This is a genomic window from Burkholderia sp. SRS-25, from assembly GCF_004343765.1.
GTDB lineage: Bacteria > Pseudomonadota > Gammaproteobacteria > Burkholderiales > Burkholderiaceae > Burkholderia > Burkholderia contaminans.
This window is the reverse complement of sequence record NZ_PTXM01000023.1, coordinates 144,983-169,189: the sequence shown is the minus strand read 5'-3', so window position 1 is coordinate 169,189 and position 24,207 is coordinate 144,983. Positions and strand designations below refer to the sequence as shown.

Sequence of the window (24,207 nt, the reverse complement as noted above, 5' to 3'; positions counted from 1 at the left end):
GAAACTACGGAGACACACGATGACCCACAGCAGTGAGCGCCCGGTCGATCCGGCCGGCGGCGCGGATTCCCGACATGCCGACCCCGATGCGATGTTCGCGTCGCACGAAGCCGGCTACGAGAAGCAGTTGAAGCCCCGGCACGTGCAGATGATCGCGATGGGCGGCGCGATCGGTACCGGCCTCTTTCTCGGTGCGGGCGGGCGCCTGCAGCATGCGGGCCCCGCGCTTGCGCTCGTGTACCTCGTCTGCGGCGTGTTCGCGTTCCTGATCATGCGCGCGCTCGGCGAGCTCGTGATGCACCGGCCGACCAGCGGCAGCTTCGTGTCGTATGCACGGGAGTTCATGGGTGAACGCGCGTCGTTCGTCGCGGGCTGGATGTACTACCTGAACTGGGCGACGACCGGCATCGTCGACATCACCGCGGTCGCGATCTACATGAAGTACTGGGCCGTGTTCACCGACGTGCCGCAATGGGTGTTCGCGCTCGGCGCGCTCGGGATCGTGTCGGTGATGAACATGATCGGCGTGAAGGTGTTCGGCGAGATGGAGTTCTGGTTCTCGCTCGTCAAGGTGGGGACGCTCGCGGTGTTCCTCGCCGTCGGCGCCGTGTTTCTCGCGAGCGGCCATCCGGTCGCCGGCCAGATGCCGGGGCTTCACCTGGTCGCGGATCACGGCGGGATCTTCCCGCACGGCATCCTGCCGGCCGTGCTGATCGTGCAGGGCGTCGTATTTGCGTATGCGAGCATCGAGCTCGTCGGCGTCGCGGCGGGCGAGACCGCCGATGCGCGCAAGGTCCTGCCGAAAGCCATCAACAGCGTGATGTGGCGTATCGCGCTGTTCTACGTCGGCTCGGTCGTGCTGCTGACGATGCTGCTGCCGTGGACCGCGTACAGCGCGCACGAAAGTCCGTTCGTCACGTTCTTCAGCAAGCTCGGCGTGCCGTACGTCGGCACCGTGATGAACGTCGTGGTGCTGACCGCCGCGCTGTCGAGCCTGAATTCAGGCCTCTATTCGACCGGGCGCGTGCTGCGCTCGCTCGCGATGGGCGGATCGGCGCCGCGCTTCGTGTCGCGGATGAACGCACGCGGCGTGCCGTACGGCGGGATCGTGATCACGGTCGCGATCAATGCGATCGGCGTGCCGCTGAACTACATCGTGCCTGCGCAGGCGTTCGAGATCGTGCTGAACATGGCGTCGCTCGGGATCATCACGACGTGGGGCTTCATCGTCATGTGCCAGATCCTGTTCCGCCGCGCGGTCAACCGCGGCGAACTGAAGGCCGTGTCGTTCCGGATGCCCGGCGCGCCGTTCACGTCGTGGCTCACGCTGGCCTTCCTCGTCGGCGTGCTGGTGCTGATGGCATTCGATTACCCGGGCGGCACGTGGACCATCGCGACGATCCCGGTCGTCGTGCTCGCGCTGGTGGTCGGCTGGAAGCTGGCGAAGCGCGGCGCCGCACGGGAGCGGGCGGCGGATGCGCGTGTGTCCGCGGCGACGCGTGCCGTCGCCGATCCGGCGCGGGGCGCCTGAAGACGGTATGCGCCGGGCGCGCCGAGTCGTTCGCGGCCGGCGCCCCGGCCCCCCGCGACAGTCAGTTCAATCCGGTGCGTTCGCCGACCCAGCGGCCGAAATCGCCGGCCATCTCCGCGGTCAGCTCGTGGCCGGCTGCGTACAGCCGCGTATCGTGCGCGACGCCGAGCGCCGTGAGTTTTGCATCGGCGGTATCGGCCCATGCGACGGGCAGCTTGTCGTCGAAGCGGCCGTGCGCGATCAGCGCATGGAGCGGGCGAAGGGCATCGCGCGGCGCGATCAGCGGATCGATTTCGGGCAGGATGCGCCCGCACAGCACCGCGAATGCGGTGACGTCCTGCGGCGACGTGAGGCCGACGCTCGCGCTCATGATGCCGCCCTGGCTGAAGCCGGCAATCACGGTCGGCAACGCGGCGCCTGCGTCTTCGCCGGCGCGCAACGCGCGCAGCAGCGTGATCAGCCGGATGCGGCTCGCGTCCGCGCGGGCCGCGTCGATCTCGGGCCCGTTCGGGCCGAAGCGTACCGGAAACCACGCGTGCTGATCGGGCCCGAACGCAAGCGGGGCGCGCAGGAACGCGATCTCGATGCGCGGATCGATGACGTCGGCCAGGTTCAGCAGGTTGGTTTCGTTGCCGCCGACGCCATGCAGCAGCAACAGGCGGGCAGCGGGGCGGCCGGCGGCCGGGCGCAGCCGGTACTGGAGGCCGGATTCGGGATCGGTGGTCAGCGGCAGGACGTCGGTCATTGCGTGGGTCCGGGAGGGGAGCGATGCGACAGTCTAGAGCGAGCAGGCGGGGACGTGAATCGCCGGATGGCGATTGATTGTTTCCTGGCGGGAATGAATCGGGTGTTCCACGGCGCTCGGCCGGCAGGTGCCCTGTGCCGAGGGCATGGCTCGTCATCGGGATGCACTGTTGTTAAAGTGGGTGCATTTTGTAAGTGCATGAGGAAATGGGGATGAATACTGCCAGGATTTTCGAGCATGGCGGATCGCAGGCTGTCCTTCTGCCGAAGGATTTCCGCTTCGAAACGACCGAGGTACGGATTCGTCGCCACTGGTCATCCGTCATCCTCGAACCGGTGCCGCAAGGCTGGGCCTGGCTCACGCCACTGATCGGCCCGGTCGACGCCGATTTCGAGGCTGCGACTACGACCGGGCCTGCCGCTCAGCAGCGCTCAGGTCTGGACGTATTTGAATGAATTTTTGCTGGATACCAATGCGGTAATCGCCATCATGAAAGGCGAGCCGGCCATGCTGGCCCGGCATGCCGGCGATCGTCGCGCATGAACTCTATTGCGGTGCTGCAAGCGCCAGAGGGCGGCAGCGAACGTGGCACGTGTCGAGGCACTTCAGTTCGAGGTGGTGTCGTTCGATGCGGAAGATGCCCGGCACGCCGGCGCGATTCGTGCGCACCTCACTGCGGCCGGCACCCCGATCGGTCCGTACGATGCGTTGATCGCAGGGCAGGCGCGCGCACGGCGTCTGGTGCTCGTCACGCATAACGTGCGCGAGTTTGCGCGAGTCCCGGGGCTACAAGTCGAGGATTGGTTCGCCAAGACGCGTGAAAATTGATCGCGTCTAGGCCATGCTCCGTCTGCGCTCATACCCTTCCACCGGCATCGATCGTTGCGAGTGACTGTCCTTGCGCGGAAATATCCGTTTATTGAGGACGGTCGAAAAATTGCGTCCTGACTGACCCGTATCGCTACGCCGAAACCGCATCGCCGCTGCAGCGCGCCCCGCACGCGCATCAAGCGCCCCGCGTGCGGCAGCACCCCATACCGCTAGGGAAAACCATAGCGCGCACACGCAAGATCGAGTAAGCCCGCAGTCAGTTTCGCTGTTCAGAATCGCCGCACTCATTCAAAAAAGCACATCAGGAGACAGGCGATGCATGATGGATTGGTGAAAAAAATCGAAGCGCATCCGAAGTATGCGCTGCTCAAGCGACGGCGCAATGCGCTCGGCATCTGCCTGACCGTGCTGATGCTGATCGTGTACTACGGCTACATCGCACTGATCGCATTCGACAAATCGTTCCTCGCGAAGCCCGTGAGCACCGGCGTGACGAGTGTCGGCGTACCGGTGGGCATGGCGGTGATCGTGTTCACCGTCGTCATCACCGGCATCTACGTGCGCCGCGCGAACAACGAATACGATCAACTGACGCAGGACATCCTGCAGGACGTCGCCCAATGAAGAAGACACTTTCGATGACGCTGGTCGCGCTGCTGGCTGCGCTCGCGTGCGGCGCGGCCGTCGCGGGCGGCGGCGATGTCGGGCAGACCGCCAAGCAGGCGACCAACACGACGGCCATCGTCCTGTTCGCGCTGTTCGTGGCCGGGACGTTGTGGATCACCAAGTGGGCGGCTTCGCGCACGCGTTCCGCCGCGGATTTCTACACCGCCGGCGGCGGCATTACCGGGTTCCAGAACGGCCTGGCGATCTCGGGCGACTACATGTCGGCCGCATCCTTCCTCGGCATTTCCGCGGCGGTGATGACGTCGGGTTACGACGGCCTGATCTACTCGATCGGCTTCCTGGTCGGCTGGCCGGTCATCACGTTCCTGATGGCCGAGCGGCTGCGCAACCTCGGCAAGTTCACGTTCGCCGACGTCGCGGGCTATCGCTTCGAGCAGGGGCCGATCCGCAGTTTCGCCGCGGTCGGCACGCTCGTGGTGGTGGCGTTCTACCTGATCGCGCAGATGGTGGGCGCGGGGCAGCTGATCAAGCTGCTGTTCGGTCTCGACTACTGGATGGCCGTCGTGATCGTCGGCGCGCTGATGATGGTCTACGTGCTGTTCGGCGGCATGACCGCCACAACCTGGGTGCAGATCATCAAGGCGTGCATGCTGCTCGCGGGCGTGACCTTCATGGCGATCATGGTGCTCGCGCAGTACGGCTTCAGCCCGGAGGCGCTGTTCGCCCATGCCGTGGAAGTCAAGACCGCGATCGCCGCGAATGCCGGCAAGTCGCCGGACGACGCGACCCGGATCGGGCTGTCGGTGATGTCGCCGGGCGGGTTCATCAAGGATCCGATCTCGGCCATCTCGTTCGGCATGGCGCTGATGTTCGGCACCGCCGGCCTGCCGCACATCCTGATGCGCTTCTTCACGGTGCCGGATGCGAAGGAGGCGCGCAAATCGGTGTTCTGGGCCACCACGTGGATCGGCTACTTCTACGTGCTGATCTTCATCATCGGTTTCGGCGCGATCACGCTGGTGCTGACCAATCCGGAGCTGGCCGACGTGGCCAAGGGCGTGATCAAGGGCGGCGCGGGCACGGCCAACATGGCCGCGGTGCTGGTGGCCAAGACGGTGGGCGGCGACGTGTTCTACGGCTTCATCTCGGCCGTGGCGTTCGCGACGATCCTGGCGGTGGTGGCCGGGCTCACGCTGTCGGGTGCGTCCGCGGTGTCGCACGATCTGTACGCAACCGTTTTCAAGAACGGCAAGGCCAACAGTGCCGACGAACTGAAGGTGTCGCGCATCACGACGCTGGTGCTCGGCGTGATCGCCGTGCTGCTGGGCATCGCGTTCGAGAAGCAGAACGTCGCGTTCATGGTGTCGCTGGCGTTCGCCGTGGCGGCATCGGCCAATTTCCCGGTGCTGTTCCTGTCGATGATGTGGAAGGGATGCACCACGCGTGGCGCGGTCATCGGCGGTTTCCTCGGGCTGGTTTCGTCGGTGGGGCTGACGATCGTGTCGCCGTCGGTGTGGGAGGCGACGCTCGGTCATCCGAAGGGTTCGGCATGGTTCCCGTACACGTCGCCCGCATTGTTCTCGATGACCATCGGCTTCGTGGGCGTGTGGCTGTTCTCGGTACTCGACACGAGCCTGCGCGCGAAGGCGGAGAAGGGTGCGTTCGCTGCGCAGCAGGTGCGTTCGGAAACGGGGCTGGGGGCGACGCGCGCCAGCAGCCACTGACCGGTCGTTAGCCGCCCACGCCCGCCCCGGGGCCGACGATGCAATACATCGCATCGCCGGCCCCGGGGCGGGCGAAATCGTTTTCATCTGCCCTTCGAATTACGCTGCGGCAATAAAAAATCTCGAATTGGACTGAATTCGTCGATAATGCGCAAACGTTTTACGAAAGCCTGATTACGGCTAATTCGTGGATTAAATAAATAAAAATAAATATCCGAGCCTGTAATTTCCCCGGCTGCGCAGGATCGCCGGTCGAAGCCTTGTGGCATGAGGTTAACGGCAGATCAAGACAATACTTTAGGGTACTTTTGCAGCAATTATTCATTGCATTTTTATCAATGAACGATTGATTTTCGGTCATCGGATCGTCATACGCCATCCCCGATAATTCGGCGCTCACATTCTTTCAATAGACCAAACGGCGGTCGAATCCGGATCGCTGCGGGGAGCTGTACTCATGACCATCCGTCATCGCATTACGCTGCTAGTCATCCTGACGTTCTTCGCGCTGTCCGCGATCGGCATCTATGCCGTGTACCAGACACGCAAGAGCGCGTCCGAGGTACGCCAGGTCACCCAGGGCATCGTGCCGAGCGCACTCGCGTCGGCGGATCTCGTCGCCGATGTGAAGAACATCCAGATCGCGACGATGACGCTCGTTTACGCGCCCGACGCGAACACCGCCGCGCAGGCGCGCGATGAGCTGAAGGCAAAGCAGGGCGCGCTGCGCGCCGCGCTCGACGTGCAGGCGAAGTCGGCGGTCGGCCAGGCGCAGATCGGGCTCGTCTCGCAGGCGAAGGAAAGCGCCGCGAACTATTTCGCGGCGATCGACGACACCGTGAAGATGAAGGCCGACGGCAAGCCCGAGATGGCGCAGGCCTACCTGTTCGCGAACGTCGCGCAGTATCGCGACGAACTCGAAAGCATCGTCGATACGCTGCGCGTCGAGAAGAACCGCCAGAAGGACGACGCGATCAGCGCACTGAACGGGATGCTGTCGACCACGGCGACCGCGATCGCGGGCGTCGCCGGCACGGTGATCGTGCTGCTGACCGCGCTCGGCCTGCTGCTGTATCGCCAGATCACGCGCCCGCTGATCGGGATGCAGACGGCGATGAGCGAGATCGCGACGAGCCAGGATTTCACGCGCCGCGTGCCGGTGGGCCGGATGGACGAAATCGGCCATTCGATCGTCGCGTTCAACGGGATGATCGAGAAGATCCAGGAGAATTCGGCGCAGCTCAAGCAGAAGACGGCCGACATCCAGGCGATGCTGCAGAACATGCAGCAGGGGATCCTGACCGTCGTCGAAGGCGGCGTCGTGCATGCGGAGTATTCGGCGTACCTCGAAACGATCTTCGAGACGAGCGACATCGCCGGTCGCGACCTGATGGCGCTCGTGTTCGACGACTCGAACATCGGTTCCGACGCCCGCTCGCAGGTCGACGCGGCCGTGCACGCGTGCCTCGGCGAAGACAGCATGAACTTCGAGTTCAACGAGCACCTGCTCGTGAACGAAGTCGCGAAGCGGATGCCGGACGGCCGCGACAAGTGGCTCGACCTGAGCTGGTCGGCGATCACCGACGAGACCGACACGGTCGCGCGCCTGATGCTGTGCGTGCGCGACGTGACCGAGATCCGCGAGCTGACCGCACAGGCCGGCGAGCAGCAGCGCCGCCTCGAAATGATCGGCGAGATCCTGTCGATCAGCCAGGACAAGTTCCACGACTTCGTGCACAGCGCGAAGGGCTTCCTCAGCGAGAACGAGCGGATGATCCGCCAGCACGAGCGTGCCGATCACTCGATCGTCGCGGCGCTGTTCCGCAACATGCACACGATCAAGGGCAATGCGCGCACGTACAGCCTCCAGCATCTGACCAACATCGTCCACGAAGCGGAGCAGGCGTACGAATCGCTGCGCCGCGCGGACGGTGGCCCCGAATGGAACCGCGATGCGCTGATGGACGACCTGGCCCGCGTGCGCGACGCGGTCGAGCACTACGCGACGATCAACGCGGTCACGCTCGGCCGCAGCGGCGAAGCGGTGCAGGGCGCCGACTTCCTGATGGTCGAACGCGCGCACATCAGCGAGAGCCTGCGCATGCTCGACGGCGCCGATCCGGCGAACGCGTCCGATTGGCACGCGGCCCGCGACGCCGTGCGCCGCATGTTGAGCCAGCTCGGCACGCAGGGCATCGGCGATGCGCTCGGCGGCGTGATCGAGTCGCTGCCGTCGCTCGCGGCCGAACTCGGCAAGCCGGCACCGGTCGTGCATATCGACAGCCACGGCCACCGCGTGCGCAGCGAAATCGCCGCGACGCTGAAGAACGTGTTCATGCACCTGCTGCGCAATTCGATGGACCACGGGATCGAATCGTCCGACGAGCGGCGCGCGGCCGGCAAGGCGGCATCCGGCACGATCGACATCGCGGTCGGCGTGGGCGGCGGCGAGCTGTGGTTCGTGCTGAGCGACGACGGCCGCGGCCTCGCGCTCGACCGGATTCGCAGCATCGCGCGCGAGCGCGGCTGGATCGATGCCGACCACGACGCGGCGCTGTCCGACGAGGACGTGGCCGAACTGATCTTCCGGCCGGGTTTCTCGACCGCGAGTGCCGTGACCGAAGTGTCGGGCCGCGGCGTCGGCATGGACGCGGTGCGCAACTTCCTGAAGCGCGACGGCGGCGACATCGCGTTGCGCTTCACCGACGATCGCGTCGGCGCGCCGTATCGCGCGTTCGAGACGATCGTGTCGCTGCCGGCCCGCTTCGCGGCGGACGGTGCCGCTCAGGGCGCCGGGCACGAGCGTGCGCGCAGCGCGGATATCGGCGCGGCGGAGTGACGACGTGATCGTGCAGGCTTGGATGCTCCAGATGGCCGCCGCACTGGCGGGCGGTGTCGTCGTCGCAATCGTGGCGGCGGTCTTGTTTCGCGTGACGCGCAAGCGGCTCGTCGCGGCGCTCGAGCGCGACACGGCGCAGTTGCGCAGCGCGCTCGACGCGGCCGATGCGCGCGTCGCCGACGCGGCGTCGGCGCATGCGGAGGCGGCCGACGCATGGGCGCAGCGCGAGGCGCAGCTCGAGGATGCGCTGGCGCGCGAGACGTCCGCGGCAGGCACGCAGCGCGACGCGATGCAGGCGTTGTCGGCCGATCGCGCGGCACTGGCGCAGCACGCGCAGAAGATCGCCGACGAAGCCGCGCGCCTGCGCGGGCTCGCCGGCACCTTCGAGCGCTGGCACGAGCAGATGATCTCGCTGACCACGCAGAACCAGGACATGCGCGCGAAGAACCTGGAGCTGTCGGCGATCGTCGCGCACGTGTCGATCGTGTCGCTGAACGCATCGATCGAGGCCGCGCGCGCAGGCACGGCCGGGCGCGGCTTCTCGATCGTCGCGAGCGAGGTGCGCGGGCTGGCGGCGCGCTCGCAGGAACTGTCGAACAGCTATCGCGACAGCCTGAACCGCAACGATCTCGTGACGGCCGCGACGTTCCAGGACATCCAGGCCGGCGGCAAGATGATCACGGCCGCGCTCGCGACCGTCGAGACGCTGGCCGGGCAACTGCGCGCGCGGATCGAAGGAGAAGCCGCGTGATCAGTGCGCAGGCGAGGGCCGGGTTCGAACGGATCTTTTTCGATGCCGCGCGCACGCGGCTCGCGGCCGGCGGCGCATGCGATATCCGGCCGGCCGCCGGGCACGAACACGACGCGCCGGATCGCGCGCACGCGAAGTCGCGATCGAAGCCGCAGGCACCCGAACATGTTGTTGTGCTGACGATCTCCGCGCTGCATTTCCGCCTGCTGCTCGCGCTGCGCTTCAGCGACGACGACGCGACGCGCCGCCATTTCGCCGGCGCGACGGCGGGCACGAACAGCCAGCGACAGTTGACCGACGCGTTCATGGAAGTCGCGAACCTGTGTTGCGGCGCGATCAACCAGGCGCTGACCGCGTCGTTTCCCGACCTCGGGATGTCGACGCCTTATCTGCTGAGCGGCGCGAGCATCGACTTCATGCACGCGCTCTCGCCCGATTACGTGGCCGCCTACGACCTGACGCTCGATGGCGACGTGCGGGTCGGCGCAACGTTGTGCGTGTGCGCGAACGCACCGGTCGATTTCCATGTGCCGGAAACGGCCGTGATGGAAACCGGCGGCGAGCTCGAACTATTCTGACGATCCGGACCGACCCCGACCGACCATGAGGAAACCTTGAGATGACCCTGGACAAACCCGTCAGCAAGGTGCTCGTGCTCGACGACAGTCGCGCGCACGCCGACGCGATCAAGCGTTTCTGCGACGAGCACAACCTGGTCGGCCTGACCGTGCGGCGCAACCGGCTGCTGAAGGTGCTGCGCTCGAACATCGACCTCGGCGCGATCCTGCTCGCCGAGGATTACGGCGGTTCGCCGGCCGAGAGCGCGATCGTCGCGACGCAGATCGATGCGCTGCGCCCCGAGCTGCCGATCATCCTGCGCCGCGAATCGCTCGCCTCGCGCGACGGGCTGCCGGAGGCGCTCGCGCGCGTCGCATGCGCGGCCTACGTCGCGGACGACATGACGCCGCTCAAGCGCGCGATCGACGAATACCTGTTCGGCCGCGACTACCCGAACGCGCTCGTGCGCGGCATCTCGGAGATCACCGAGGCGCGCATCGACAGCCTGTTCCCCGGCATGACGATCGAGCACGAAACGCCGTGCATCGTGCGCGACCAGATCATCTTCGGCGAAGTGTTCAGCCTGATCGCGCTCGAAAGCGCGTGGTGCCGCGGCTACATGCTGCTGCAGACGAGCGAGCAGCCGCTGCTCGACATGATCGGCGGCACGCGCGACGCCGGCCGCGCGCCGGATTTCCGCGACGTGAACAGCATGCTCGGCGAGCTGACCAACCTCGTATGGGGCGCGTTCAAGAACCGCTATCTCGGCGACGCCGAGGCGCTGGCGCGCCATCCGGTGCAGGTGCCGCTCGTCGTCAATCACAAGCAGAAGTTCATCTCGTTCGGCGGCGACTGCCCGCAGCTCTGCTTCAAGTACCGGATGACCGACCCGGCATCGGGGCGCTCCGTGTGCCTCGACCAGCGCTTCGTGTTCAGCCTGAGCTGGTCGCCGGAGGATTTCCGCGAATCGGTGCAGGACGTCGGGCCGATGGTCGAATCGGGCGAACTCGAACTGTTTTGAATACTGAAGTCAGCAAAAAGGAACGGAAGGGGAATACGACATGGCAAAGATTCTGGTGGTCGACGATTCTGGCACGGTGCGCGACGAGGTCGCGGGTTTCCTGCGCAATCACGGGCTCGACGTCGCGACGGCCGTCGACGGCAAGGACGGGCTCGCGAAGCTCAAGGCGACGCCTGGCGTGCGCCTCGTGATCAGCGACGTGAACATGCCGAACATGGACGGCCTGACGATGGTCGAGAAGATCCGCGGCGAACTGGCGAACTCGACGGTCAACGTCGTGATGCTGACGACCGAAAGCAGCCCGGCGATGAAGGAACGCGGCAAGGCCGCCGGCGTGAAGGGCTGGATCGTGAAGCCGTTCAAGGGCGACGCGGTGCTCGACGCATTGAAGAAGCTCGCGGGCTGACGCGCGGCAGGTCACATCGAGCGCGCCCGCCCGCACTCGCATTCAATGCTGCGGGTCGGGCTGCGCGGCCGCCGCGTTACCCTCCGCGTCACCGGCGCGGGCATCTGCCATTTCACGACGATCATGCCCGCGAGGCCGTCGAGCCGTGTCCACAGCGGGCGCTGCAGCGTGTCGCCGACGAGTGGCGCATGCGCGCGCGGCAGGTCGCGATGAGTAACGATGAGTAGCGACGCCGCTTGATCGTTGGCGGGCGAAACGATTTACAGCGTGCCGCGACGTCCGTATCCTGCCGGATGCCGAGGGCGGCGATGCTCGCGCATCGCGCGGCACGCCCGGCATCTGTAACGATCAGGAACGGGATCCCTTCCGATGACAATCAGAATCGAGCGAGCCGCGCGCGGGCGCGGCGCAGGGCAATCGCGCACACGAAGCCGCCGGCATTGCCGATGCGCACCGGCGCGCGCTCGGCGTGCGTTGCTGCGCGCCGATCGATCCGGTGCGCCGAGGTGAGCGGGATGGCGTCCGAATCCGCACGCGCCGACGCGCATCAGACGGAAACACGGATCGCGAAGGGCATCGTCTTTACCGTCCTGGGCGCGTGCATGCTGGTCGCCGCTGCGCTGACCGCTCGGTCGACGAGCGAATTCCTGCGGACGTCGATCGTCGTGCCGGGCCGCGTCATCAAGCTGAATGCGGGGCGGCACCATCCGGAGATCGCGTTCACGACGCTGGCGGGCGAACACGTCGAATACGCGCAGGGCGGCGACGTCAGCGTGGAGGATGGCGCGGCGGTCGAGGTGCGCTACACGCCCGACGCGCCCAGGATGAGCGCGCGGATGAATACGTTCGGCGCAATCTGGGGCACCGCGCTGACGATCGGCGGGATGGGCGGCGTGTTTTTTTCGTGCGGAGTCGGCCAGCTGTGGTCGGGCATTCGCGCGTGGCGCAGCGCGCGCAAGCAGCAGTGATCGAGCGCTGCCAACGGAAACCCCACGAAAACATTTCAAGGACATTCCAGCATGACGATTCGCTCGATGCCGTGGCTGATCGCGATCGGTGCCGCATTCGCGGGCTTTTCCGCGCACGCGGCTGGCACCGCACATTCGCTCGGCCAGGTGCCGCAGACGTTCGATTCGGCCGAAGCCCGCGCCGCGTATGCGCGCGACATGAGCGGCGCACCGCAAGCGGACGGTTTCGGCGTGCACCTGCCGCCCGGCTTCACGAGGGAAGGGCTGGCGGCGCTGCTTGCCCCGGGCCAGCCGTTCGCGCGTGTGGTGCTGGCCGGCGCGAAACCGTGGCCGCAGCGTCCCGGTGCGTTCGTCGCGATCGTTTGCGTGGCACCGACCGACGACCGGGCGCGCGAGGTACTGCGATTCAGCGCGCCCGCCGATTGTGAAGGCGTCGACCGCAATGCCAGTGCCGATGACCCGAAGGAACAGGTTTGGCTGGGCGTGTTCGAGCGCGGGCCGGACGGCGTGCCGCACCTCGTCGCACGTACCGGACAGCCGCTCGACCAGGCCACCGACTGGGGCAACACGAATCTCGACCGCCCGGACGCCCTCGAACAGACGACGCAGGCGGCTGATCTCGCATTACGGCCCGAGCGGTGGTCGCGGTTCGATCTCGCGCCGTATCTGCTGCGCGACGGCGATGCTGCGTTCGGCGTGCGAGCGGGCTGGTCGATCGGGTATGCGGGCGGCGGCGCATCGTTCGAGGCGTTGTACCTGTTCCGGGTCGACGGCAAGACGCTGCGCGTCGTGTTTGCGCAGCCGATGATGTTCTACCGGGATATCGCCGGCGATTGGCACCGCGACGGCACGCGCGATCACGACATCACGGAAGGCAGCAATACGCTCAGCGTGCTGTCGACTTCGACGGAAGGCTCCCGCGACCTGCAGTTGCGCGAGCGCGGCGGCAAATGGCGCCAGACGTTTCGCTGGTCCGCCGCGGATCGCGCGTATCAGCCGCGCTGACGAAGCGGCGCGCGACCGGATCGTCAACGGCCCGCCACCGTGACCGTCGCGAATTCGTCGACGACGGCTTCGATCACCGCCTGCACGCGCGCGGTCTTGTAGAGATCGGCATGGGCGACGAGCCACACGTCGAAATGATTGCATCGCCGCGCCATGAGACGCACCAGTTCGGGCTCCGCGTCGGCGCGGAAGCACGGCAGCTCTGCAATGCCGAGCCCCGCCAGCGCAGCCTCGACCAGCATCATCGTCGACGATGTCTGGAACATCACGCGGCCGCGCGAAGTCGGTTCGCCGCACAGCGCGTCCCACATCGTCGGCACCACCGGCTGCTGGTACATCACCAGATCGTGTCCATCGAACGCGCTGCCGGCGACCGGTTCGCCTCGCTCGGCCAGGTAGCGGCGCGAAGCATAGATACCCGTTTCGAGCTGCCCGAGCCGCCTGACGATCAGATCCGGCGAATCCGGCCGCAACGTGCGAATCGCGAGGTCCGCTTCACGGCGCGTGAGGTTGGCGATTTCGGCCGATGTCACTAACACGACGTCGATGCCTGCATGCTTGCGCCGCAGCTGCGCGATCGCGGGCACCACGAAACGCTTGCCGAGCGAGTCGGTCGTGGCGATGCGTACGGACCCGGCCAACTGCTCGTCGAACCCCATCACGCGGCGTTCGATCGTGAGTGACGCCCGTTCCATCGTTTCGGCCGGTTCGAGCAGGGCTTCGCCCGCGGTCGTCAGCACATAGAGGGTCGGCGTTCGAAGAAAGAGGCGGGCCGAGAGTTCATCTTCCAGCGCGGCGATCCGGCGTCCCACCGTCGCCTGGTCGACGTTCAGTTGCGCCGCGGCGCTGCGCAGCGTGCCGGTGCGCGCCAGGGCCAGGAAGAAGCGGGCGTTGTCCCAGTTCATGCGGGGCGACTGTGTCATCGGGCAGGGCGGTGTGCGGAACGGGTGATGCAAATCTGCATCACGAAAATGCGAAATTACCACTTTTCTGCATCCCAGGTCATTTCTAGACTCCTGGCATCCGTCTGGAGGTTTCATGTCCGATTGCAATCCTGTATCCATCCCCGTGCCGATAACGGCCGCGTATCGCCCCACGGCGCGCGAGCAGCGCTTCACGCTGGCGCTCGTCGCGATCGGCATGTTCATGGCGGTCCTCGATTCGACGATCGTCAACGTGGCGCTGCCCGCGATGCGGACGAGCCTCGGCGCGACGGTCGCCGAACTCGCGTGGATCGTCGACGCCTATACGCTCAGCTTCGCCGCGCTGATTCTCGCGGGCGGCGCGCTGTCCGACCGGTTCGGCGCGAAGCGCGTGTATCTCGCGGGGCTGGCGCTGTTCGTCGGTGCATCGGCGGCGTGCGGCGTCGCGTCGTCGGTTGCGATTCTCGTGATCGCGCGCTTCGGGCAGGGCATGGGTGCCGCGCTCTTCCTGCCCGCGTCGCTCGCGATCGTGCGCAGCACCTTCGACGTGCCCGCCGAGCGGGCGCGGGCGATTGCGGTCTGGGCGGGCATCGCGTCGGTTGCCGTCGCCGTGGGACCGGTGCTGGGCGGCATCCTCGTCGACGATTTCGGCTGGCGCAGCGCATTCCTGATCAACGTACCGACCGGCGCGGTCGCTTTTGCCGGGGCGGCGGCACGCGTTCGGGCATCGGTCGCGCAGCATGTGCGCCACTTCGATTGGGCCGGCCAGTGCATCGGTGCGACGGCGCTCGGCGCGCTCTGTTTCGCGGTGATCGAATTGCCGACGCGCGGCACGGGTGCCACGGAGGTCCGCTGCGCGCTGCTGATCGCCGCGCTCGCGGCCGCCGTGCTGATCGTCGTCGAGCGGCGTGCCCGCCATCCGATGGTGCCGCTCGCATGGTTTCGCAATCGCGTTTTCGTCGCGATGAACCTGATGGGCAGCCTCGTCTATGTCGGCTACTTCGGGCTGCTGTTCGTGCTGAGCCTGTACCTGCACGGACGCTTCGGCATGAGCGCGCGGCAGACGGGGCTGACGCTGTTGCCGTTCGCGCTGAGTCTGTCGCTCGGCAATCTGCTGTCGGGAAAGCTGCATGGCCGTGTTCGTCCGGTCAGGCTGATGGCGAACGGCCTCGCGATGGCGGCGCTGGCCGTTCCGGCGATCGCGATGGCGCTCGCGCTGCGTGCGCCGTGGCCGGTGGTCTGGATGGCCATGGCTGCATTCGGCACCGGCACCGCGCTGTCGGTGGCGCCGATGATCGCGACGGTGCTCGAACAGGTGCCTGCCGATGCGGCGGGCGTGGCATCCGGGTTCCTCAACGCGGCACGGCAGGCCGGCAGCCTGCTCGGCGTGGCCCTCGCAGGCGCCGCGACGATACTGTTGCCGGATCTGACCGATGCGCTATGGGCGGTCGCGGCGCTCGGATGTGTCGCCTACGCAATTGCCGCGCTGGCTGCGAGGACGGCAGGCCGCGCGGAAGCCGCGCAACGGAGCCGTTGACGGGCGAGCGGAGTGGCCGGCAGGCAGCCGCGCACGCATGCGGCGCCGCGGCTGGACGTCGTGCGGAATGTGGAGGACCATTTCGTCATGACGCCGCGACCGGACGGATGCGATTTTCATCCGTTCGCGCCGCATCGAATCCTGCCGAACCCCATCGAGCGGAACATCATGAAATCCGATCAAGAGACGGACGAGCCGATCCTGTTGCGCGACGCGCACGACGGCGTCGTCACGCTGCGGCTGAATCGTCCGCAGCAATTCAATGCACTGTCCGAGGCGATGCTCGCGAGCCTGCATGATGCGTTCGATACGCTGGCGGCCGATCCGCACGTGCGCTGCGTCGTGCTGGCCGCGGAAGGCAAGGCGTTCTGCGCGGGCCACGACCTGCGGCAGATGCGCAGCAAGCCCGAACTCGATTATTACCGCACGCTGTTCGCGCAGTGCAGCCGCGTGATGCTCGCGATGCGCGCGTTACCGGTGCCGGTGATCGCACGCGTGCACGGCATTGCGACGGCGGCCGGCTGCCAGCTCGTCGCCGCGTGCGACCTGGCGATCGCCGCCGATACCGCGCGCTTCGCGGTATCGGGCATCAACGTCGGGCTGTTCTGTTCGACGCCGGCCGTTGCGTTGAGCCGCAACGTCACGGCGAAGCGCGCGTTCGACATGCTCGTGACCGGGCGCTTCGTCGACGCGGCAACGGCCGTCGCGTGGGGCCTCGTCAACGAGGCGGTGCCCGAGGATGCGCTCGACACGGCCGTCGCGCGCAAGGCCGCGGAGATCGTCGCGAAGAGCCCGGCCGCGGTGCGGTACGGCAAGCAGATGTTCTATCGCCAGCGCGAGTTGCCGCTCGACGAAGCCTATGCGTATGCGGGCGACGTGATGGCGCGCAACATGATGGAAGAGGATGCGGGCGAAGGGATCGACGCGTTCCTCGAGAAACGGAAGCCCACGTGGCGGTCGTAGCGCATCGCCGGATGCGTTCGCCGAACGAAGCGGCAGGGCCGTAACCCACGCCTGTCGCTCACGCGGAAAAGCAAACGGGCCGCCCGAGGCGACCCGCAACCGAAGCGCACGCGAGGCGACGCAACAGCGTGTGCGTCGCGGCAACTCCGCCGGTCAGCGCCCGTAGCTCCCGGTCCGCAGCGTCGGCTGCTCGCTCGACGCACCCGGCGGCACGATCACGACCGGCACGCGGCGCGCGAGCGCGCACATCAGCTCGTAGCCGATCGTGCCGCTGGCTTGCGCCACGTCATCCACCTTCACCTGGTCGCCCCACAGCTCGACGCTCGATCCGATGCCCGCGTTCGGGCACGGCGTCAGGTCGACGGTCAGCATGTCCATCGACACGCGGCCGACGACGCGCGTCATCACGCCGTCCACCGCGATCGGCGTGCCGGTCGGTGCGTGGCGCGGATAGCCGTCCGCGTAGCCGCACGCGACGACGCCGATCCGCATCGGCCGGTCGGCCGTGAAGCGGCGGCCGTAGCCGACGGTCTCTTCCGGCGACAGCGTCTGCACGCCGATGATCTTGCTCGTCAGCGTCATCGCGGCCATCAGCGGCGTATCGGCGATATCCCGTGCCACGCCCGTCGGCGACGCGCCGTACAGGATCGTGCCGGGCCGCACCCAGTCACGGTGCGCGCGCGGATGCCACAGCACGGCGGCCGAATTCGATGTCGAGCGCTCGCCCGGAATTCCCGCCGTCGCCGCATCGAACTGGTCGAGCTGCCAGTCGACTTCACCTTCGTCGGCGTTCGCGAAATGCATCATCAGCGTGATCTTGCCGATCGACGGCGCGCCCGCCGCGCGCTCCCACGCGGCACGGAAAGCGGCGGGGCGGTAGCCGAGGCGGTTCATCCCGGAATTCATCTTGAGCTGGATGTCGATCGGCTGCTGCGGCTTGGCCGCGATCAGCAGGTCGAGCTGCTCGTCGCAGTGCACGGCCACCGTCAGGCGGTGGCGATCGGCCAGCTCGACGTCGGCCGGCTCGAAGACCCCTTCGAGCAGCAGCACGGGCTTGTCCCAGCCGAGTTCGCGCACGCGCACGGCTTCGTCGAGATCGAGCAGCGCGATGCCGTCGGCCGCTGCGAGGCCCGGGTAGATCCGCTCGATGCCGTGACCGTACGCATTGGCCTTGATCACGGCCCACACGCGCGATTGCGCGGCGGTGAGGCGGATGAAGTCGAGGTTGTGGCGGACGGCGTCAGGGCGGATATGGGCGACGATGGGACGGGGCATGGCGATGTCTCGGATCGGATGTCGTTCGATGCGCGCAGCGGCGCGGGTTCGGCGGCCTGGCGCGACAACGCGTCAGGCCAGTGGTGAACGCTATCTTATTGGTGTTCGACCAGTTTTAATTAACGTTTTTGTCGATGATTTGGTGGAAATTGTGGTGTCGAACCAGGCGTGTCGCGGCTGCCGGCGGGCCGTGCAGCCGAGTCTCCCATCTAGAAAACCGGTGCGCGAACAGCGCGGCGCAATGCTAAGCTCTCGGCGATCTTGTCATTGATTAATGTAATCATAAAGGAGGAGACTTTTGATGACGACTTCCCAGCTGTGCCTGTTCATCGTGGCGCTGTTGCCGTTCTCGATGACGTTTCTCGCGAAGGCCCGCAAGGGCTACGACAACCGCGCGCCGCGCGACTACCTGGCGAAACTCGAAGGCTGGCGCGCTCGCGCGCAGGCCGCGCACCAGAACGGCTGGGAAGCGCTTGCGCTGTTCACGGCCGCGCTGGTGGTGGCATGGCACAACGGCGCGAACGTGCATCGTGTCGACCAGCTTGCGATGGCGTTCGTCGCGATCCGCATCGTCTACATGCTGATGTACCTGCTGAACTGGGCGTCGATGCGCTCGCTCGTCTGGTTCGGCGGGATGGCGTGCGTGGTGGCGTTGTTCTTCGCCGCGCCGTAAGCGGCGCAAGCGGGCGAGGCCGGCGCGTTACTTGCCGGTCGCGCGGCCCGTGCCGTGCACGAGGCTGTCGTTGGATGCGGGCGCAACGATCGGGCCCGCGACCGGCGCTGCTGCCGCGTCCGCTTCCGCTTCGCGGCGCAGGAACGCGATCAGTGGATCGAGCAGCCGGTGCCGCGTCGACGGGTTGCGGCGCAGCACGAAGCGCCATGACGCGGCGCGTTCGAGGCCCGGCCTCAGTGGCACGAGGCGCCCGCTGCGCAGCTCGGGTTCGATCAGCGGCGCGCGGCCGAGCGCGATGCCCGCGCCGCCGACCGCCGCGCCGATGACCTGGCTGAAACTGCTGTAGCGGACGATCTTCGTCTCGAAGTCGCCCGGCAGGCCGAACTCCGTGGACCAGTTGCGCCAGTCGATCTCGGGGCTGTGTTCGTGCATCTCCTGAAGCAGCCGGGAGCGGCACACGTTCACGGACGCAAACGGATGCAGTTCGGGGCTGCATACCGGGAACACAGTTTCCTGCAGCAGGATGTCGTCGGCGGCCTGCAGCCGGTGCGCGGGCACGTGCACGATCGCCAGATCGACGCCGCTGCGCGCGAAATCCGGTTCGTCGTCGAGCACGACGGCATGCAGCGGCGTGTCGGGATGAAGCGACGAGAATTCCGCGAGGCGGCGTGCGAGCCACATCGCCGAAAACGGCGCGTTGGCGGATACGGTGAGCCGTTGCGCGGTGCCGCGAATTTCCGCACAGGCGTCGGTCAGCCGCGACAGCGCATCGCTGACCGCCGGCAGCAGGCGTGCGCCGGCCGGCGTGAGGCTGATGCCGCCGAGCCCCGTGCTGCGTTCGAGCAGCCGTGCGCCAAGCGATTCCTCGAGCGCGCGAATCTGGTGACTGACCGCGCTCGTCGACACGTTCAGCTCCGCCGCCGCGCGCGCGAACCCGCCGAGGCGGACGGCCGCCTCGAAAGCTCGCAATGCGCTGAGGGGAGGGAGGTGCGACATGCGGGGTATTGTAGTTGACTCAACACCCGTTGAAAAATCATCTTTTGCCGCGCACGGGCCGCGCGGGTAGCCTCGATCCGGTCAAGAAAAAACATCATCGGACACGACCGGAGGGCTTCATGTATTTCGACCGACGACTATGGGCAATGATGGCGGGACTGCGCTGGCGGGTTGCCGCGGCCGTCGCGCTCGGCCTGCTCGCGATGGGTGTCGGGATCCTGCGTTTCGTATTTCTCGGCCGCGTGCTGGCGCTGGTCTTTTCCGGCGCGCCGGCACGCAGCATCGGCGAAGCCGTCGTTGCAACGGCGGCCTGCGTGCTGCTGCGCGCGTGGCTCGACCATCGCCGTACGGTGCTCGCGCAGCACACGGCCGGGCGCGTGCAGGCCACGTTGCGCGCGCGGCTGTTCGACCGGATCGCCGCACTCGGCCCCGCGTGGTTCAGCGGCGAACGCACGGGCGGCGTGATGCTGGCCGTCGTCGACGGCGTCGAGCAGCTGCAGACCTTTTTCGGCACCTACCTGCCGCAACTCGTGATCGCCGCGTGCGCGCCGGTGATGATCTTCGCGGTGCTCGCGTGGTGGGATGTGCCGACGGCCGCGATCCTGCTGGTCGCGGCGCTCGTCACGCTCGCGCTGCCGCAACTCGTGCACCGTGCCGACAAGCGCGCGGCGCTCGCGCGCTCCGCAGCGTTCAAGGCGTTCGGCGAGGAATTTCTCGACGCGGTGCAAGGCCTGCCGACGCTGAAGGCGTTCGGGCAAAGCACGGCATTCGGCGCGAAGCTGGCCGCGAAGGCGCGCGCGCTGTCCGACAGCACGTTCTGGGTGCTCGCGCTCGGCCTGCTCACGCGGTTCTTCACCGATCTCGGCACCGGCCTCGGCGCGGCCGCCGCGATCGCGGTCGGCGCGTGGCGCGTGCGGCACGGCGACATGAGCCTCGAGGCGCTGCTGATCGTGCTGATGGCCGGCAGCGAAATCTTCCGGCCGCTGCGTGATCTGCGTTCCGTGCTGCACCAGGGGATGATCGGCCAGTCGGCGGCGAATGCGATCCATGCGCTGCTCGATGCGGATAGTCATGCACCGGCCACCGACGCGCCGCGTGTGACGGGCCTGCGGCCGGAGATCGCGTTCGACGCCGTCCGCTTCGCGTATCCGGGGCGTCGCGCGGACGCGCATGCGGCGCTGAGCTTTTCGGTTCGCGAGGGCGAGACGGTGGCCATCGTCGGGCCGAGCGGTGCGGGCAAGTCGACCATCGTGCGCCTGCTGCTGCGCCAGCACGATGCGCAGGGCGGCGCGATCCGCATCGGCGGCCACGACGTGCGCACGCTCGATGCCGGCCAGGTGCGCGAGATGATCGCGGTCGTCGCGCAGGATGCGACGTTGTTCGACGGCAGCGTGGCCGACAACCTGCGGCTCGGCCGCCCCGACGCGAGCGATGCGGACATGATCGCTGCCGCGCGTGCCGCCAACGCGCACGATTTCATTTCGGCGCTGCCCGACGGCTACGCGACGCGCATCGGCGAACGCGGGCTCATGCTGTCGGGCGGCCAGCGCCAGCGCCTCGCGATTGCCCGCGCGCTGCTGCGCGACGCGCCGATCCTGCTGCTCGACGAGGCGCTGTCGTCGGTCGATGCGGAGAACGAAGCGCTGATCCAGCAGGCGCTCGACCGGCTCACCCGCGGGCGGACCACGCTCGTGCTCGCGCACCGGCTGTCCAGCGTGATCGGCGCCGATCGCATCCTGGTGCTCGACCAGGGGCAGGTGGTCGACGAGGGCACGCATGCGGCGCTGATCGCGCGCGACGGTCCGTATCGCCGGCTGATGGGGCCGCAACTGGAAGCGGTCGCCGAGTCGGTCGGTGCGGCGGCGACGGCCGGCCCGACCGCGCGCGCGTCGTCGGGCCCGCAGGTGCGGCCGTTGAACGACGATGCGGCGGAGATCGGCTGGCCGGAAACCCTGCAGACGCTATTGCGCTTCGTGCGCCCGTGGACGGGCAAGGTCGTGCTGACGGTGCTGTTCGGGATCGGCCGCGTGCTCGCGTTCATCGGCGTCGGCGTGATCGGCGCGCTGGTGGTCGGCGCGGTGCCGGGCGGCCACGTGAGCCCGACGCTCGTCACCGCGCTGCTCGTGATCGCGCCGTTGGCGGCCGTGCTGCACTGGCTCGAATCCTGGCTCGCGCACGACATGGCGTACCGGTTGCTCGCGGAAATGCGCATTGCGCTGTTCGCGACGCTCGAACGCCTCGCGCCGGCCGGGCTGCTGCGCCGCCGCTCCGGCGATCTGGTGTCGCTCGCGACGCAGGACGTCGAGACCGTCGAGTATTTCTATGCGCACACGCTGGCGCCCGCATTCGTCGCGGTGCTCGTGCCGGCCGCCGTGCTGGTGCTGCTCGCGTCGGTCGCCTGGCCGCTCGCGCTCGTGCTGTTGCCGTTCCTGTCGTGGGCCGGGCTCGCGCCGGTGCTGGCGCGGCGAGATGTCGACCGGCTCGGCACCGGCGCACGCGAAGCGCTCGGCCAGCTCGGCGCGCACCTGACCGAAACGATCCAGGGGCTTGCGGAGCTGACCGCGTTCCAGGCCGTCGCGCGCCGGCGCGCAGCGTTCGTGGCCGAAGTCGATGCGTACCGCAAGCAACGCGCGAAGCTGCTCGACGATCTGTCGGCGCAGAGTGCCGCGCTGGAAATCGCGAGCGGGCTCGGCGGGCTGGTCGTCGCAGCGCTCGGCGCGCTGCTGTGCGCACGCGGCTGGTTTCCGCGCGAGTCGTTGCCGCTGCTGGTGCTGGTGGCCGTGGCCGCTTTCATGCCGGTGGCTGAAATCGGCCAGGTCGCGCGCCAGCTCGCCGATACGATCGCATCGACGCGCCGCTTGCGCGCGCTGGAGAAGGAGCCGGTGCCGGTGGCGGACGGCACGCATGCGATGCCTGCCGATCCGGCCGTGCGTTTCGAGGCCACGTCCTTCACGTACCCGGGCCGCAGTGTGCCCGCGATCGACCGCGTGAGCTTCGCGGTGCCGCCCGGCAGCACGGTCGCGCTGGTCGGTGCATCGGGCGCCGGCAAGTCGACGGTTGCGAGCCTGCTGCTGCGCTTCTGGGATCCGCAGCAGGGCCGCGTGACGCTCGGCGGCGTCGATCTGCGCGACTTGCGGCTCGACGACCTGCGGCAGCACATCGCGCTGGTTGCGCAGGATACCTACCTGTTCAACGACACGCTCGAAGCGAACATCCGGCTCGCCGCGAGCGATGCGTCCGACGCGGACGTGCAGCGCGCGATCGACCATGCGGCGCTCGGCGATTTCGTCGCGCGGCTGCCTGATGGGCTGGCGACGCGCGTCGGCGAGCGCGGCGTGCAACTGTCGGGCGGCCAGCGCCAGCGTGTCGCGATTGCACGCGCGTTCCTCAAGGATGCGCCGGTGCTGATCCTCGACGAAGCGACGTCCCATCTGGACACGATCAGCGAGCAGCAGATCCGCGCGGCGCTGGAAGACCTGATGACGCAGCGCACGTCGATCATCATCGCGCACCGGCTGTCGACCGTGCGCAATGCCGACCTGATCCTCGTGATGGAGCACGGCAGCGTGATCGAAGCGGGGCGGCATGCGGACCTGATGGCGCGGCAGGGCGCGTATGCGCGGCTCGTGTCGCATCAGGCGAGCGGGGTCGCGGCGTAAGCGACGCTGCATCGGCGCGCGGCCGGCCAGGCCGCGCATATTTCGCAACATGTGTTGACCCGCGCCGAGCCAACCGCCAACCGCCAACCGCTCCCCACGCGCCGCCATCGGCCGGCGCATCACGATCCGGCCGGGCATTTCGCCCCGGCGCCACACGCTCTTTCTTCCGATTTATCCGCCCCGCGCACCCCGGGTTTGTCTTGACGCATTTACCTGTTGCGCACTTTTTTGTTGTCGTAGTATCGCCGTTGACAACACTTGTTGCACTAAGGTCTAATTCGACATCGCATGTTGCGGTGCGGCTTGATGTCGTCGTTCCGCCGGCCGCGTGGCCGGCCCATCGCTCAATCATGCGGAGAGAAACCATGAGTCGCCGTTCCTTCCTGAAAGCCGTCGCGGTCGTTGCCGCGCTCGGCGCAAGCCTCGCGCACGCGGACACCAAGACGCTCGTCGTCGGGACCGACACGTCGTTCATGCCGTTCGAGTTCAAGCAGGGCGACAAGTACGTCGGCTTCGATCTCGACCTGTGGGCGGAGATCGCGAAGGACCAGGGCTGGAAATACACGATCCAGCCGATGGATTTCGCGGGCCTGATCCCGGCGCTGCAGACGCAGAACATCGACGTCGCGCTGTCGGGCATGACGATCAAGGAAGAGCGCAGGAAGGCGATCGACTTCTCCGCGCCGTACTACGACAGCGGGCTCGCCGCGATGGTGCAGACCGGCAACACGACGATCAAGTCGATCGACGACCTGAACGGCAAGGTGATCGCCGCGAAAACGGGCACCGCGACGATCGACTGGATCAAGGCGCACCTGAAGCCGAAGGAGATCCGCCAGTTCCCGAACATCGACCAGGCCTACCTCGCACTCGAAGCCGGCCGGGTCGACGCGGCGATGCACGACACGCCGAACGTGCTGTTCTTCGTGAACAACGAGGGCAAGGGCAAGGTGAAGGTCGCGGGCCAGCCGGTCAGTGGCGACAAGTACGGGATCGGCTTCCCGAAAGGCAGCGCGCTGGTGCCGAAGGTCAATGCGTCGCTCGTGAAGATCAAGGCCGACGGCCGCTACGCGCAGATCTACAAGAAGTGGTTCGGTGCCGAACCGCCGAAGATGTGAGCGTGACGCCGCAACAGCGCGCGGCCGGGCGGCCGCGTCGGTCTTGAATCGAACGGG

The 24,207-nt window shown here is 67.4% G+C and carries 20 protein-coding genes and 1 pseudogene; 17 read left to right on the top strand and 4 right to left on the bottom strand.

The window, feature by feature from the left end:
* Positions 1-19 precede the first annotated feature (19 nt).
* Complete coding sequence (locus tag C5O79_RS30125) at positions 20-1,531, top strand: amino acid permease (protein WP_122475477.1); 1,512 nt, start codon at positions 20-22, stop codon at positions 1,529-1,531.
* Positions 1,532-1,592: 61 nt separating this feature from the next.
* Here the strand turns inward: C5O79_RS30125 and C5O79_RS30120 are convergent, their stop codons facing one another.
* Positions 1,593-2,276 (bottom strand): phospholipase, encoded by a 684-nt coding sequence (locus C5O79_RS30120; RefSeq protein ID WP_046547524.1) that lies wholly within the window; start codon positions 2,274-2,276, stop codon positions 1,593-1,595.
* A gap of 212 nt (positions 2,277-2,488) precedes the next feature.
* Here C5O79_RS30120 and C5O79_RS30115 point away from each other — a divergent pair, with 212 nt between their 5' ends.
* From C5O79_RS30115 to C5O79_RS30065, 11 genes and pseudogenes are all read left to right on the top strand, one after another.
* Positions 2,489-2,731: an AbrB/MazE/SpoVT family DNA-binding domain-containing protein gene (locus C5O79_RS30115; RefSeq protein WP_131932015.1), complete on the top strand. Its 243-nt coding sequence runs from the start codon at positions 2,489-2,491 to the stop codon at positions 2,729-2,731.
* Positions 2,732-2,765: 34 nt separating this feature from the next.
* Positions 2,766-3,104, top strand: a pseudogene (locus C5O79_RS30110) (PIN domain-containing protein).
* 318 nt (positions 3,105-3,422) lie between these two features.
* Positions 3,423-3,731, top strand: coding sequence for a DUF485 domain-containing protein (locus C5O79_RS30105; protein ID WP_039357260.1), 309 nt, complete (start codon positions 3,423-3,425; stop codon positions 3,729-3,731).
* Complete coding sequence (locus C5O79_RS30100) at positions 3,728-5,458, top strand: cation acetate symporter (protein ID WP_039357257.1); 1,731 nt, start codon at positions 3,728-3,730, stop codon at positions 5,456-5,458. The genes C5O79_RS30105 and C5O79_RS30100 overlap by 4 nt, the downstream gene beginning before the upstream one ends.
* Positions 5,459-5,915: 457 nt before the next feature.
* The gene (locus C5O79_RS30095) at positions 5,916-8,297 is read left to right on the top strand and encodes an MCP four helix bundle domain-containing protein (protein ID WP_122475479.1); all 2,382 of its coding nucleotides are present in this window, start codon (positions 5,916-5,918) and stop codon (positions 8,295-8,297) included.
* Positions 8,298-8,319: 22 nt separating this feature from the next.
* The gene (locus C5O79_RS30090) at positions 8,320-9,048 is read left to right on the top strand and encodes a methyl-accepting chemotaxis protein (protein ID WP_122477387.1); all 729 of its coding nucleotides are present in this window, start codon (positions 8,320-8,322) and stop codon (positions 9,046-9,048) included.
* On the top strand, positions 9,045-9,626 hold the full coding sequence (locus C5O79_RS30085) for a hypothetical protein (RefSeq protein ID WP_122475481.1): 582 nt from the start codon (positions 9,045-9,047) through the stop codon (positions 9,624-9,626). Before C5O79_RS30090 ends, C5O79_RS30085 begins: the two co-directional genes overlap by 4 nt.
* Positions 9,627-9,667: 41 nt before the next feature.
* Complete coding sequence (locus tag C5O79_RS30080) at positions 9,668-10,627, top strand: chemotaxis protein CheX (protein ID WP_122475483.1); 960 nt, start codon at positions 9,668-9,670, stop codon at positions 10,625-10,627.
* 40 nt (positions 10,628-10,667) lie between these two features.
* Complete coding sequence (locus C5O79_RS30075) at positions 10,668-11,033, top strand: response regulator (protein WP_011355572.1); 366 nt, start codon at positions 10,668-10,670, stop codon at positions 11,031-11,033.
* A gap of 515 nt (positions 11,034-11,548) precedes the next feature.
* Entirely contained in the window at positions 11,549-12,001 is a 453-nt protein-coding gene (locus tag C5O79_RS30070) for a DUF3592 domain-containing protein (protein ID WP_046548510.1), read from the top strand.
* A gap of 51 nt (positions 12,002-12,052) precedes the next feature.
* Positions 12,053-13,006, top strand: coding sequence for a hypothetical protein (locus tag C5O79_RS30065; protein ID WP_122475485.1), 954 nt, complete (start codon positions 12,053-12,055; stop codon positions 13,004-13,006).
* Between the two features lie 23 nt (positions 13,007-13,029).
* Here the strand turns inward: C5O79_RS30065 and C5O79_RS30060 are convergent, their stop codons facing one another.
* Positions 13,030-13,911, bottom strand: coding sequence for a LysR family transcriptional regulator (locus C5O79_RS30060; RefSeq protein WP_174242158.1), 882 nt, complete (start codon positions 13,909-13,911; stop codon positions 13,030-13,032).
* A gap of 133 nt (positions 13,912-14,044) precedes the next feature.
* Here C5O79_RS30060 and C5O79_RS30055 point away from each other — a divergent pair, with 133 nt between their 5' ends.
* Both C5O79_RS30055 and C5O79_RS30050 read left to right on the top strand, forming a co-directional pair.
* Positions 14,045-15,466: an MFS transporter gene (locus tag C5O79_RS30055; protein WP_122475489.1), complete on the top strand. Its 1,422-nt coding sequence runs from the start codon at positions 14,045-14,047 to the stop codon at positions 15,464-15,466.
* 168 nt (positions 15,467-15,634) lie between these two features.
* Positions 15,635-16,429: an enoyl-CoA hydratase gene (locus C5O79_RS30050; RefSeq protein ID WP_047851069.1), complete on the top strand. Its 795-nt coding sequence runs from the start codon at positions 15,635-15,637 to the stop codon at positions 16,427-16,429.
* A 153-nt stretch (positions 16,430-16,582) separates the two neighbouring features.
* Here the strand turns inward: C5O79_RS30050 and alr are convergent, their stop codons facing one another.
* A complete protein-coding gene (gene alr / locus C5O79_RS30045; protein ID WP_122475491.1) occupies positions 16,583-17,704 on the bottom strand; it encodes an alanine racemase in 1,122 nt (373 codons plus the stop codon).
* Positions 17,705-18,005: 301 nt separating this feature from the next.
* Between alr and C5O79_RS30035 the strand changes: the two genes are divergently transcribed.
* Positions 18,006-18,377: an MAPEG family protein gene (locus C5O79_RS30035; RefSeq protein WP_122475495.1), complete on the top strand. Its 372-nt coding sequence runs from the start codon at positions 18,006-18,008 to the stop codon at positions 18,375-18,377.
* Between the two features lie 27 nt (positions 18,378-18,404).
* Here C5O79_RS30035 and C5O79_RS30030 read toward each other — a convergent pair whose 3' ends face one another.
* Positions 18,405-19,373, bottom strand: coding sequence for a LysR family transcriptional regulator (locus tag C5O79_RS30030; RefSeq protein ID WP_122475497.1), 969 nt, complete (start codon positions 19,371-19,373; stop codon positions 18,405-18,407).
* Between the two features lie 119 nt (positions 19,374-19,492).
* Between C5O79_RS30030 and C5O79_RS30025 the strand changes: the two genes are divergently transcribed.
* Entirely contained in the window at positions 19,493-23,032 is a 3,540-nt protein-coding gene (locus tag C5O79_RS30025; RefSeq protein WP_122475499.1) for an ABC transporter ATP-binding protein, read from the top strand.
* Between the two features lie 365 nt (positions 23,033-23,397).
* Entirely contained in the window at positions 23,398-24,150 is a 753-nt protein-coding gene (gene glnH, locus C5O79_RS30020; RefSeq protein WP_122475501.1) for a glutamine ABC transporter substrate-binding protein GlnH, read from the top strand.
* The last annotated feature ends 57 nt before the right edge of the window (positions 24,151-24,207 follow it).